This is a genomic window from Salinicoccus sp. HZC-1 (assembly GCF_046736035.1).
In the GTDB taxonomy this organism is placed as follows: domain Bacteria; phylum Bacillota; class Bacilli; order Staphylococcales; family Salinicoccaceae; genus Salinicoccus.
Map to the genome: position 1 here is coordinate 854,968 of NZ_CP177130.1, position 12,731 is coordinate 867,698.

General features: G+C 44.0%; 15 protein-coding genes. 12 read left to right on the forward strand and 3 right to left on the reverse strand.

The features are described 5' to 3' along the window. Positions 1 to 3 precede the first annotated feature (3 nt). Together ACKRAT_RS04250 and ACKRAT_RS04255 are read left to right on the forward strand one after the other, a co-directional pair. A complete protein-coding gene (locus ACKRAT_RS04250) occupies positions 4 to 1,506 on the forward strand; it encodes a TcaA second domain-containing protein (RefSeq protein ID WP_411843856.1) in 1,503 nt (500 codons plus the stop codon). 69 nt (positions 1,507 to 1,575) lie between these two features. Beyond that, on the forward strand, positions 1,576 to 3,051 hold the full coding sequence (locus ACKRAT_RS04255) for a hypothetical protein (protein ID WP_411843857.1): 1,476 nt from the start codon (positions 1,576 to 1,578) through the stop codon (positions 3,049 to 3,051). A 55-nt stretch (positions 3,052 to 3,106) separates the two neighbouring features. Here ACKRAT_RS04255 and ACKRAT_RS04260 read toward each other — a convergent pair whose 3' ends face one another. After that, positions 3,107 to 3,265, reverse strand: a complete 159-nt coding sequence (locus tag ACKRAT_RS04260) for a hypothetical protein (RefSeq protein ID WP_411843858.1) — start codon at positions 3,263 to 3,265, stop codon at positions 3,107 to 3,109. Positions 3,266 to 3,362: 97 nt separating this feature from the next. On the opposite strand from ACKRAT_RS04260, the gene ACKRAT_RS04265 reads away from it, so the two are divergent. Further along, positions 3,363 to 3,746, forward strand: coding sequence for a VOC family protein (locus tag ACKRAT_RS04265; RefSeq protein WP_411843859.1), 384 nt, complete (start codon positions 3,363 to 3,365; stop codon positions 3,744 to 3,746). Positions 3,747 to 3,800: 54 nt separating this feature from the next. Here ACKRAT_RS04265 and ACKRAT_RS04270 read toward each other — a convergent pair whose 3' ends face one another. Further along, positions 3,801 to 5,459, reverse strand: a complete 1,659-nt coding sequence (locus ACKRAT_RS04270; RefSeq protein ID WP_411843860.1) for a hypothetical protein — start codon at positions 5,457 to 5,459, stop codon at positions 3,801 to 3,803. 234 nt (positions 5,460 to 5,693) lie between these two features. Here ACKRAT_RS04270 and ACKRAT_RS04275 point away from each other — a divergent pair, with 234 nt between their 5' ends. Beyond that, positions 5,694 to 6,230: a DUF1572 family protein gene (locus tag ACKRAT_RS04275; RefSeq protein ID WP_411843861.1), complete on the forward strand. Its 537-nt coding sequence runs from the start codon at positions 5,694 to 5,696 to the stop codon at positions 6,228 to 6,230. A gap of 131 nt (positions 6,231 to 6,361) precedes the next feature. Here ACKRAT_RS04275 and isaB read toward each other — a convergent pair whose 3' ends face one another. Beyond that, complete coding sequence (gene isaB / locus ACKRAT_RS04280; RefSeq protein ID WP_411843862.1) at positions 6,362 to 6,922, reverse strand: immunodominant staphylococcal antigen IsaB family protein; 561 nt, start codon at positions 6,920 to 6,922, stop codon at positions 6,362 to 6,364. Positions 6,923 to 7,072: 150 nt separating this feature from the next. On the opposite strand from isaB, the gene ACKRAT_RS04285 reads away from it, so the two are divergent. From ACKRAT_RS04285 to ACKRAT_RS04320, 8 genes are all read left to right on the forward strand, one after another. Then, complete coding sequence (locus ACKRAT_RS04285) at positions 7,073 to 7,294, forward strand: GrpB family protein (protein WP_411843863.1); 222 nt, start codon at positions 7,073 to 7,075, stop codon at positions 7,292 to 7,294. 113 nt (positions 7,295 to 7,407) lie between these two features. Beyond that, on the forward strand, positions 7,408 to 7,947 hold the full coding sequence (locus tag ACKRAT_RS04290) for a DUF6241 domain-containing protein (protein WP_411843864.1): 540 nt from the start codon (positions 7,408 to 7,410) through the stop codon (positions 7,945 to 7,947). 65 nt (positions 7,948 to 8,012) lie between these two features. Beyond that, positions 8,013 to 8,444, forward strand: coding sequence for a VOC family protein (locus tag ACKRAT_RS04295; protein WP_411843865.1), 432 nt, complete (start codon positions 8,013 to 8,015; stop codon positions 8,442 to 8,444). 93 nt (positions 8,445 to 8,537) lie between these two features. After that, positions 8,538 to 9,221 (forward strand): response regulator transcription factor, encoded by a 684-nt coding sequence (locus ACKRAT_RS04300; protein WP_411843866.1) that lies wholly within the window; start codon positions 8,538 to 8,540, stop codon positions 9,219 to 9,221. Between the two features lie 81 nt (positions 9,222 to 9,302). After that, positions 9,303 to 10,226 carry an ABC transporter ATP-binding protein gene (locus ACKRAT_RS04305; RefSeq protein WP_411843867.1) on the forward strand — a complete coding sequence of 308 codons (924 nt, stop codon included), beginning with the start codon at positions 9,303 to 9,305 and terminating at the stop codon, positions 10,224 to 10,226. Next, positions 10,219 to 10,986 (forward strand): ABC transporter permease, encoded by a 768-nt coding sequence (locus ACKRAT_RS04310; protein ID WP_411843868.1) that lies wholly within the window; start codon positions 10,219 to 10,221, stop codon positions 10,984 to 10,986. Before ACKRAT_RS04305 ends, ACKRAT_RS04310 begins: the two co-directional genes overlap by 8 nt. Before the next feature lie 20 nt (positions 10,987 to 11,006). Then, positions 11,007 to 11,915: a sensor histidine kinase gene (locus ACKRAT_RS04315; RefSeq protein ID WP_411843869.1), complete on the forward strand. Its 909-nt coding sequence runs from the start codon at positions 11,007 to 11,009 to the stop codon at positions 11,913 to 11,915. A gap of 43 nt (positions 11,916 to 11,958) precedes the next feature. After that, complete coding sequence (locus tag ACKRAT_RS04320) at positions 11,959 to 12,627, forward strand: O-methyltransferase (protein ID WP_411843870.1); 669 nt, start codon at positions 11,959 to 11,961, stop codon at positions 12,625 to 12,627. Positions 12,628 to 12,731: the final 104 nt, after the last annotated feature.

Consider the following 12,731-nt stretch of genomic DNA (forward strand, 5'->3'; position numbering starts at 1 on the left):
AACATGAAGTATTGTAAATCTTGTGGTCATGAATTAAGACCAAACGCGAAAGTTTGTACGAATTGCGGTGAAAAAGTAGATTCGCATGAATCAGAAGAAGTAAATGGGAATAAAACAAAAAGTGCTGCAGCAACTGCTACATATAAACAAAGAGGAATGACTGATGATAAAGAACCGATGGATCCCAAGAAAAAAAGATTAATGCTTATCGTTGGTGGAATCATTGCAGTAGCTGCTATCGCACTATTCATAGTATACCAAGTGCTGGACAATAAATATTCACCTGAAGGAAGTCTGAATGACTTGGCGGATGCTGTCTCTGCTGAAAATGCAGAGGAAGTCCAAAAAGCAATTGATAATGATATATCACCTGAAGAAGCGGAAGCTTATATTTCATATATAGATACAGAGGTGGGGTTCAGTCAATTTACCTCATGGGTCCAATCTTCAATCAATGCCATTAATGAAGGGAATCCTGGCAGTACAATCCATGATGGTGCGTTCATGCTGTTGGAAGTAAAGCAAAATGGAAAATCCCTGGGGATGTTCGAGAATTATGATTTAATTATTCCTAAGCATAACGTCATGATTGATGAGGAAATCACAGGTGATACATTTAAATATGAATACAACGGTAATGAAAATGAATGGTCTACGTCTGATAGTAAATTCGCGGAACTGATTCCAGGGAAATATCAGTTCGAAGGTGCAATGAGTGTGGGGGACAAAGAATATGAATCAACAGTTTCAGCAAACTTCGGGCAATATTCTGAGTATGACACCATTCATGCTGATGCAGATGTAAATATGTATTATGTGAATTTCGATATCCCTGTTTTATGGGGATGGTATGATCTCGAGCCGGAAGATTTTTCAATAAGTGTGAATGGAAAAGAACAGGAAGTTACAGTTGATAATGATGATGAAAATAAACTGGGACCATACAAGTATGGTGAAGATTACGAGATAACCGGAACTCTTAATTACGAAGGTAAAAGTTTTGAAATGAATCCAGTGACAGTAAATGTAACTAATGATGACACCCTCAATGAAAGAAAGCATACCGCAACCCTTGAGTTTGATGAAGAGGCGATGATGGGCCATTCAGACGAAGTTGCCGAATCTCAAATGGCAGAAGAAGACCGTGAAGCTTTTGAGGAAAACATGGAATCTAATGCTGAGCAATTCATAAAAGATTATTTCTATGATTTAGAAGAGGCATACGAAGCGAGAGATATAGTTTTTATTGAAGAATACCTCATCGAAGGATCAGATCCATATGAAACTCTTAAAAGTAACTTTGCCAATGATAATTTCCCTAATTTAGAAATTTGGAGTGTGGATATGGTGAAGTTCGAGCGCGATGATGAAGATGTCTACATTGAAGTGTATACCGAAAGAATCAATGATGATTTAGAAGAAGTAACAGAATTTAAAACAGGATATAACCTTCAATATAATCCTGATGACTTATCGTTTAAGATTTTGAGTTTTGTAGATCTTTAACGTTATGAATTAATCCTCATACATATGTATGAGGATTTTATAAAATACTGGGGGAAATAGGAGGAGAAAATGAAGAGATATTTTGTTTTATTTATAAGTGTATCCCTTTTGCTCAGTGCATGCAGTGAGCCTGAAAATGATGCAGTTGTGGAAGTGGGTGCCGGCTCGAACAACACTGACAGAGATAGCACTGCAGAAGGAAGAACCACCGAATCATCTTCGGTGGGAGATGATGCCGATGCCAATGATAGTACAATAGAAAAAGGAACAGCAGAGGAGGAAACGTCTGAAGATAACCTGGGAACAGTAGAAGGTTCAGCGGAACTTATTACATATAGTGAATTTGAAGGCAGTGGTTCCGACAAAATCAGCGAATTGGAACCAAACAATTTAGCAAAAAAATTTGAATCTGCTCCATATGATTTTAATGTCGAAGACAATGGATCTGAAGACTACAGACAATCTTTTGATCTCGACGGCGATGGAAATGAAGAGATGATCGAAATTGGTTATGAGTTAGACAGTGGGACGGATTACAAACAATATATGATAATTATTTCGGATCATAATGGTAATCCTAAGTATGCAGAGTACCTATACAATTATTTAAATGAAGAACATCCACAAATCATTTTAACTGTAGTCGATTTGGATGAAGATGGCTATCTTGATATTGTGACAGGAAATAATTTTGCTGCTACTGCAACCATTCTTGGAGGTTATCAGTCCTTAGGGAGAATCATTTATAGTTTCAACTCTGATCTGGGGCAATTCACGCAAATGCCAGTAATCGGAAGTTATTATGAAAATACACTGACAGATGCCAATCTTACGGTAAATGTTAATAATATAATCACAGGCTTTTCTGAATCCTACTCTTATATCGAAGATACTGATATCACTGAAGAGGAAATCAGTTCTATCGGTATCACTGATGATAGTGGGGATTTTAATACGTATGTGGAAAATGCTATAAATGGCCAAGTGCCATATGTTAGCCCAATACATGCAGCAAAGATTAATGATGATGAAACATTTGAGATCGTTGCAGCTGAAACTGTTTACTATAATCGAGCGGCTACTATTGAACAGAGTTCAGCGTATAATTGGAATGACACTTATGGGTGGCTTGAACCAATTGGCACAGTTCTAGGACATACGGAAGATATTACTGCAGATAGAAATTTATATGATAAAGAAACATTTAATAATGAATTTAAAACTGACGAAGTTAATTTCGAAGACTATTTGGGAGAATGGCGGTCAGTTATAGATGGACGGAAAATAAATAAACACATCGATATATCGGAATCATCCATTACAGAAATTGAAACGATTCGCGAAAGTGAAGAAATTGAAATAGAGGTAGCTGTTAAAAACTATATAAATAAAGAAAATACGAATCAATTAATGGTAACCGGAGAGATTGAAAAGCATACAGAATATGAGAATCATAACGATTATGATAATCTATTCACCTTGATGAACGTTGAGGATCAATGGTTATTGATGGATAAGTTCGGATATTTCTATATCAAGGAATGATATTTAACCCACAAGCACGTGAAAAAACAATGCTTTGTGGGTTTTTATATCTTCATTAATCGTCAAACTCTTTACGGTATTTTTTGAAAATCCTTTCCGATACGAATACATTTACAAGCGGCACAGCAATGGTGAATATGATGATATCTGCAATCATTACATAAATATTAAGCATCCATTCAAAGTTAACCAGACTTGTAAACAGGAATTTCATTACTGAGATAACTATCCCCGCAAGTAATGAAGTATAATGGAATCAGCAGTTTTATTGTGAGAAGATTTAAGTTTCAAAAACAAAGGGGAATTTTCAAATGCACATTACTGTGACCAGCCTATTCGTGGAAGACCAGCAAAAAGCAGTGGAGTTCTATACCAATGTATTGGGTTTTGTTAAAAAGCATGACGAACCTGTGGGGGAATACCGGTGGATTGCGCTTGTATCCCCTGAGAACCAGGAAGGGACCGAGCTGCTGCTGGAACCGAATAACCATCCGGCTGCCAGAGAGTATCAGGAAAAGATTTATGCCGAAGGGGTGCCGGCAACGATGTTTGGTGTGGGTGATATTCAAAAGGAATACCGGACACTTACCCAAAAAGGGGTTAAGTTTTCAATGGAGCCGACAAAAGCCGGCGAAGTGACCATCGCCATATTTGATGATACTTGCGGAAATCTCATACAGCTAATCGAACAGTAAGACAATGAAAGAGCATCTGATCTTCAAACGGATCAGATGCTCTTTTACGTTATATCATTTTTTTCTGAGCGGCAATATCGCAAAAAGAACAGTGCATCCGAAGATGAGCAGAATGACAACCGGCAGAAGCACCTTTTCGGAGAAGAGGCCTGTATCCGGCAGGAAGCCGCCTTTCGTCCCGTCGGCAGCCGCGATTTCATCCGTTGATTCTTCTTCGCTTCCCGCATCATTGCCTTCGCCGGATTTACCCGGGGCTGCAACGCCGTCTCCCGGTACATTCTTGGAATCATCCGCTTCCGTCACCTCGAAAGCAAGATCGAGGCTGTCCGCTTCGGCATTATATTCGCCTATATTTTCATAGACATCCACAAGTGTAATGTTCTGCAGCAGCACTTTTTTACCGGCGAGCTTCTCAGGCAGCTGGATTTTTGCCGAAGCGACAAAATTCCCTTCCCCGTCCTGTTCAATGGAGTCCAGGTCGGTGGAGTAGACCTTTCCATCTTCTTCACCTTCGACTGCGAAATCGGCCGTGACCCCGATGACATCATTCTCATCAGTTGCTGTGACTTCGACATTCACCGTCTCTCCGGCCTGATACGATTCCTTATCCGCTGAAATGTCCACAAGTTCAGGCGGGTCCGTCTCTGTCGCAGCGTCATTCATAATATCGAAGGAAACGCCGAAATCATACTGGTTGAAGTAACTTTCATTACCGTGGATATCGGACATGCCGACAAAATCCAGATGGTACGTGGCATTTTCGGCATCTTCACCGATGGCGAATGTGCCGACCCCGACATAGTTGCCCACCGGGTTTTGAGTGATATAAATGTTCTCCAGCCGGTATGAAGCATCCGCAGAGCCATTCGTATTTATGAAAGCCCCCGACATCTGGCTGATTTCACTTTCGTCCTCAGCTTCCACCGTCACTGTCACCGTTTCACCGGGTGCATATACTTCCCTTTCAGTATACATTGTGACGAGGTTTGGAGGCACAGTGTCTTCAGGGACCGGGCTGATCACTTCGAAGCTGGCACTAAGATTCAGGTTCTCATTGGAAATCGTAGTATTGTTGCCCGCCTGGTCGGCCAGAGTGACGCCGGTCAGCGTATAGGAAGTGTCCGTCATATTGGCGGGCAGCTGATAGGTGGCCACTGCACTGAAATTGCCGTTGCCGAGCGCGCTGACATTGAAACTCGAAATATCTATCGTCGTATTTCCGGAGCTGGATGTCTTCTGGAATGTAGCGGTCACGGCCGACGGCACAGCATTGCTCGTCCCCTCAACCGTCACCGTCACGAGGTCCCCCGGTTCAAAAGAGTGTCCCGAGACGGAAACGCCGTTTATGTATGGGGAATAAACTTCCGTGCCAGCTGTGTTGTCTTCACCGGCCGGGGTTTCGACGGATTCCTCCGTATATTCCGCTTCATTATTATAATAATCTTCATTAGACGGTACTTCATTCGATGCTTCTTCATTATAGGGAAGTTCTTCTGTAGAAGCGGCTTCAGGCACACCTTCATTAAAGGAACCTTCCTCTGTCGATGCATTTTCATTTGTGCCGTCATACCCGGTTGTGGTCTCCTGCGTTGTATCCTCTTCGGCCGGTACTTCAGTCGTTGCGAGTGCACCGTACTGGGGGACAAAGAGCGAAAGTGCCAGAGCAGCAATTACAAAGTTGTTTTTCCTCATTTTGAAATTTAATTTATCCAAAGGACGGTCTCCTCTATCATATTGTGTAGTGTATATTATTATTCCATTAAAAGCATTCTTAATCAATATAATTTACACAATTTTGACAATTTTTTCATGATAGATTCATTTTTAAGTACCAAAATCCATTCAGAGTTTGCCGGCTGAATCAGACTTCTATGAACCGTCTTCCTTCGCATATAAAACGCTTACATAGTATCATCGGATTATACCAAAAATAGTGAGGGGGATTTTATGAACGTAAATGATCAGTATTTGAAGGTGGTCATCGAGAGGCTTAAAAGTGTCAAAGAGCTTGGGGATAAGACAATCGGGCAGCTGGATGAAGATGGACTGCATTGGACGTTTAATGATGCGACGAACAGTATCGCAACGATCGTCAAACATATGCGGGGGAACATGATATCAAGATGGACGGATATTTTCACGACGGATGGGGAGAAGGCAGACAGACAGCGCGATTCCGAATTTGAAGATGATCTGAATACACGGAAGGAGATTCTCGAGGCATGGCACGACGGCTGGGCGCGTTTATTCCGCACACTGAATGGTTTATCCGGTGATGACGTATTGAAACCGATTAAAATCCATGGCAAGGAATATACGGTCATGGAAGCCATAGAAGGTCAAATGTCCCATTACTCCGCACACGTGGGACAAATGATCTATGCGGGGAAACAGATAAAAGGGGAGGACTGGCAGGTACTCAGCATTCCGAAAGGACAGTCGGAGGACTACTTGAAAGAGATGTTCGAAAAGGAAGAGGAATAACAGACGGTGACAGCACCAATAATAATTTAAAATTCATAATTGAATGTTACAGGAAGAGCAGACAGCATATGGATTGTTGATGAATAAAAAAACAGGCTGCCCGGGGAGGGGCAGCCTGCTGAAGCGATCAATTATGAGTGGCTCATCAAGTCGCCGCCGTAGCGGACTTCAGTCACCCAACCGTCATGTGTGATGAACTGAAGGTTCTGGTCTTCGATCTGATAGTAGTAATATGCGGTTTCATCCGGATCTGAAGGTGCCGTATTTTCCGTTTCGCCGTATACTTCGAACAATTCTGCTGTACTCACTTCACCTTTTTGGACCGGGAAGCTCACAGCAAAATTGGTGCCGTCGGCACCCTGGAGAATCTGCTGATCGTATACTTCAATCATAAAGTGGTTTTCTCCATGTTCTTCCTTCGCTTCTGTACTGCCGTCGATCGTGTATCCGTTAATCGTGAAATTCTGATACGCTACTGCGTCTATGAATGCCTGTTCCAGGAAGAAGCCGCCCTGACTGTTTTCAAGGCCGGTATACCCGGAGTAGTCATACCAGGGTTCCTGCGCCTGCTCCATTTCCATATCCTGCGCCTGTACTTCGTTATTTGCCAATGGATCCGCTACTGCCGTTCCGCCGAGTATCACGCCGACTGCCAGTGCACCTGAAGACAAAATGCGTGGTAGTTTACGCATTCCAAATCCCTCCATGTTTTTGAGTTCGCTATTGGCAAAATTCTATTACAGGTTCATATTAACATGAATATAATTTAAAGTAAAATTACACATTAAAGAAATAAATTATACTAATTGAATGGGAGTTTCACTGAAAAGCAGTGTATCCGCATGCCTTCAGCAAAAATACCGAAGCGGTGGATCGCATGCTTCGATTCAGGGAATCGTTTGAGAAACAATGGGGCAGAACGGGAAAAATACGCATCTGTGAAGAAAGAACTGGCATCGAAAAGATGGAAACATGTGCAGCACTATGCGGATGCTAAAACAGATGGGATTAAAGAAATATTGGATGCCGGTGAAAAGTCGCAAAATAACCTGCTTATTTTTTAAAACCACCTTTAATATGTGATTTCACCATGATACGATGAAATTAAATCATTTTATGGAATTATATGTAAGATTTCACTCAATGAAACGACATCATGAACAGAAAGGGTTTTAAAATGGGCAAGGTAGTTACAGGCGGATTATGGGTTTTGGCGGTGGTTTTATTCTTATCGGCCGCGGGTTTTATTTTCATCAGCTATATTGAAGAGCAGTATGAATCCGGGGAGACGGCCGCGGAGGAAGATGCTGCGGACGGAGAGACTGAGAGCGAAGGGTCGATAAAAGTCATTACAGAATCGGAAGAGGACTTTGAAGTTTCCGATGAAGTGACTGTTGAAGGACTGCCGAGTGAGCTTCAGTTTTCAAACAATCTGCATCATATGACCCACCAGAAGGTGGAGGCGTCAAAAAAGTGGAGGCATCTGGAAATTACGGATGAACGGCTTGAAAACATGCACAGTACAGCGCAAGAATCTGATTATGAATATCGGGACTTCTACATAAAGGTGCTGGAAAACTGGCAGAATGATGATTTTTCCAATGCCGTGGAAGTACATAACTTCATCTGGAACGCACGGAATGGCACCGTTGGACGGGCGACCGGCCCGTTGACCGAAAAAGAGGAAATGGATTATAAGATCAGACATTTCGAATAATATGGTATATTAATAGTGTAAAATCACTCTGATGATGCGAAATCGAAAACAAAGGGGAAAATAGTATGAACAGAGTAAACATCATTACACTGGGGGTCCGTGACATTTCAGCGTCTCTCGCGTTTTACAGAAATCTCGGGTTTGAAGCATCAATCGTCGGGGAGGAAGAAGCACCCGATATCGTATTTTTCAAAACGGACGGCTCGAAGCTGGCACTTTTTCCAATGGATCGGCTGGCTGCTGAAACGGGCAGTGAGGCCGCGTTTCAAAACACAGGGTTCAACGGCATCACTCTGGCCTACAATGCAAAGTCCGAAGCGGAAGTGGATCACGTATTGAATGATGTCATTGAGCTGGGCGGAGAAGTGACAAGCACTGCTGCACCGACCGGATGGGGCGGCTACGGCGGTTATTTCACCGATCCCGACGGCTACCATTGGGAAGTGGCCTACGGCACGGACTGGGAATTCGACGAAAACGATATGCTGATCATTTAAGAATTGATTAATGCCCCATGATATTCCTGTTGAATGTCATGGGGCATTTCTTTATGCTTTGAATAAGATGAGTTTCTGAAAAAGGTGGAAAATATGACGAAAAATATTCTGATTGTTGAAGATGACAATGATATCAACCGGCTGCTCTGTGACATCATCAGGCAGAGCAATCATGCGCCCCAGTCCGCCTATTCCGGGACGGAAGCCGTGCTGTATATAGAACAGCGGGACTGGGATCTGATTCTGCTTGACTTGATGCTGCCGGGGCTGACCGGTGAGGAAATACTGGAGAAAGTGGCGGAAAGCAGTGCAACGCCTGTCATCATCATTTCAGCAAAAGACGGGCGGCAGACGAAAATTGACAGTCTGCGCAGCGGTGCGGATGACTTTATTACGAAGCCGTTTGATGTGGAGGAAGTGGCCGCCCGGATCGAATCTGTGTTAAGACGGTACCAGAGGATCACTGCGCGCGATTCTAAAGTGATTACACATAAAGATATCACTGTGAATACCGATTTTAGGACGGTCGAGGTGAGAGGGCGGAAATTAACGCTGACCGCCCGCGAATATACGATTTTAGTTCTGCTGATGTCACAGCCCGGCAAAGTGTTTTCCAAGGCGAATATTTTTGAAAGTGTCTGGAATGAACCGTTTCACGGTGACGACAACACAGTCAATGTCCATATGAGCAATCTGCGCACCAAACTGTCCGAGGCCGATCCGGATGAAACGTACATCGATACAGTGTGGGGGATGGGATACCGGATGAAATCTTAATGTTTTCTTAAGAATTCGCTTAAGGCCTTCTTATGATTCGCCTCCTATACTTGAGTCATCGATAAATCAGGAGGACAAATGATGAGTGAATATATATTGAGAACAAATCAGCTGACAAAGCAGTATAAAGGACACAATGCCGTGGATCATGTCGACCTTTCTGTAAGGAAAGGGGACATTTACGGATTCATCGGGCAGAATGGTGCCGGGAAATCCACAATGCTCAGACTGGTGACGGGACTTGCATTTCCGACAGGTGGAACAATGGAGATTTTTGGAACGGACGCCAAAGAGGGACTGAATGATGCGCAGAAACGGATGGGCGCCATCATTGAAAATCCGGCACTCTTTCCTGATATGACAGCGAAAGAGAACCTGGAAGTGCACAGGCTGCAGAAGGGGATTCCCGGCAAGGACTGCATAGAAGAGACGTTGAAGCTGGTCGAGCTGACGGAGACCGGCAAGAAGAAAGTGAAGAATTTTTCCCTTGGGATGAAACAGCGGCTGGGACTGGCTGTGGCACTGCTCAGTAATCCGGAGTTTCTGATTCTGGATGAGCCGACGAATGGCCTGGATCCGATTGGAATTGTTGAATTGAGGGAACTGATCAAGAAGCTGAACCGGGAAAAAGGACTGACGGTCCTCATTTCCAGCCATATTTTAAGTGAACTCTACCAGCTCGCCACGACATACGGCATCATCCATGAAGGCAGATTGATCGAAGAACTGTCGTTAAAAGAACTGGATGAGAAATGCAGGCAGCACCTGAAAATTAAAGTCGATGATGCGGCTAAAGGGGCCACTGTACTGGAAAAAACGCTTGGCACGGCTGATTTTGAAGTCATGCCGGACGGCACAATCCATCTCTACCAGCATCTCGATGATGTAAGAACCGTATCCAGAGCACTGACGGACAGCGGCCTCATCATTGAACACTTTGCACGGACCGGGGACAGCCTGGAAAGCTACTTCTCCAAACTTGTGGGAGGTGGTCACCATGAATAATCTTATGAGAGCGGAACTGTTCAAGCTGCGTCACAACAAGTCGTTCTGGACGATTCTTTTATTTTCAGTGGGGCTCAGCGCCCTGCTGCACTACCTGGTCATTACCGACTGGTGGATGATGCAGAATACACCATTCGATGCGGCAGGGTTAAGTGACTTCAATGCACTTTCAATGTTTGTCATCCCGTTGTATTTCAACCTGATGACAGGAACACTCGCTGCTTTCTTCATATCAACCGAGTTTGGAAACAGCGGCGTGATAAAAAACCAGATCATCAGCGGCAAGAACAGAAGTCTGATTTACCTGGCCAAATACATTGTCTATACTTTAGGTGCAGTCATTATTGCGGTATTGCTTCCATTACTGGTTGGTGTCATGCTGAACCTGGTGATGGGAAATGGGGATATATTCAATGGTGAAACTGTCACATATCTTGTGAGGGCTTATCTACTGTTCATACTGCAGTTTGCGGGATATGCCGCTTTCATCACGCTGTTGGCAATTTTGACAGAAGACAGCGGAAAAACCATTATTCTCTCTGTGCTCTTCACAATTATATTGTTTACAATTGAGAAAATGCCGATGCCGGCATTCGTAGATTTTCTTTATGATCATTCCGTATTCCAGCAGTTTAATCTGGTACTTGCACCTGAGATGTCTGCAGGCGGCATAGTGGAAGCCGTCATTGTAGGTCTTCTGACGATCATAGTGATGCTGCTTGTCGGTATTTTCGCGTTCAACAGAAAAGAAATCAAATAAAGGAAGGCGGATTGAATGGAATGCTCTACATTTTAATTATCATGACGATTGTAGCGGTCTATCTGTTCATCCGCCTGTTTACATATAAGCGGGAACTGGGGAAGATCAACCGGCAGCTGAATGCGTATAATGCGTTCCGCACTGAAAAGAAAGTCGATGTCAGCCTGGCGGATAAGGATATCGAGAATCTGGGGAGTGAAGTGAACCGGCTGATCGACCATTACGTCAAAGCCCGCCGGGAAAAACTCCGCTCCGAAAATGAATTAAAGCAGGCGGTTGCGAATATTTCCCATGATTTGCGGACGCCATTAACTTCGATCAAAGGGTATATACAAATGGCTGAGTCGAAAAACATCAGTGATGCAGAGCGCATGGAATACTTGGAGATTGCCGCCGCCCGCACGAAACGCCTGGAACAGCTGGTCAATGATTTCTTCGAGCTCAGCAAGATTGAGTCGGATGACTATCATCTGAATACTGAGATGTTCGATTTGAAAACGCACTTTTCCGAACTGCTGCTCGGCTTCTACAACAGTTTTGAAGATAAGGGAATCGAGCCGGAAATCATCGTGCCGGATGACGGGGTCTTTATTCATGCCGATCCGTCCGCCGTGACGCGGGTATTGGAGAATCTGATCTCCAATGCCATCCGCTACAGTGATGGAACCATCATCACCGGCCTGCGGGAGACGGAAGACGATATCCAGATATTTGTTCGAAACAGTGCTGAAGGTCTGGATGAAAATATGGATTTGAATCTGTTCTTCGACCGGTTCTACATTGCAGATCAATCGAGAACGGATAAAAGCACGGGGCTGGGGTTGTCGATCGCCAAAAGTCTGATGGAGAAGATGGAAGGCACAATCCGTGCGGAATATGATGCAGGCATGCTGACGATAAGATGTGAATGGAAGAAACCCATAGTTTGATGTCTCTGTAATGGGGGAAACATTGATTACGGAGGCGATTCACATGAATGATAAGGAAACATGGAAAGCCGTAGATGCATACTTTGACGAAAAGCTTCATATATCGGATGAAACGACAGAGGCCATAAAAGAAAAGAATGACACAGAGGAACTGCCCGCGATCGAAGTGGCATCGACCCATGGCAAGATGCTGTATCTGATGGCAAAAATGAGAAATGCCAACACGATTCTGGAAATCGGCACGCATGGCGGATACAGTACGGTATGGCTGGCCCGCGCATTGCCGGAAGGCGGCCAGATGGCGACGCTTGAAGCGGATGAAAAGCATGCCCGGGTGGCCGAGGAAAACATCAACGCTGCAGGATACGGCGATGTCGTGCACGTTGTGCAGGGCACGGCACTGGATACACTGCCGTCATTGATGGAGAAAGGGTACAGACATTTCGACTTCATCTTTATCGATGCCAACAAAGAGAACTATCCCGAATATTTGAAATGGGCGCTCGAGTTTTCAAAGTCCGGTGCAGTGATTGTCGCGGATAACGTCGTTCGGAACGGCCGGATCATTGATGGAGACACAGAAGAGAAGCAGATTCCTTACCTCAGGGAGTTCATCGACATATTGTCTGAAGATGACCGGATAGAAGCGACCGCCGTGCAGACGGTCGGCGTCAAAGGCTATGACGGCTTTTTACTGGGCATCGTTAAATAGATTAAGAATATATTGGCAGAGCAGTCTCGGACTGTTCTGTTTTTTTGCTTTTTAAATGAAGGAAACCTTCATATATGCTGACTTCGGCACCCACCCGCTTTTTC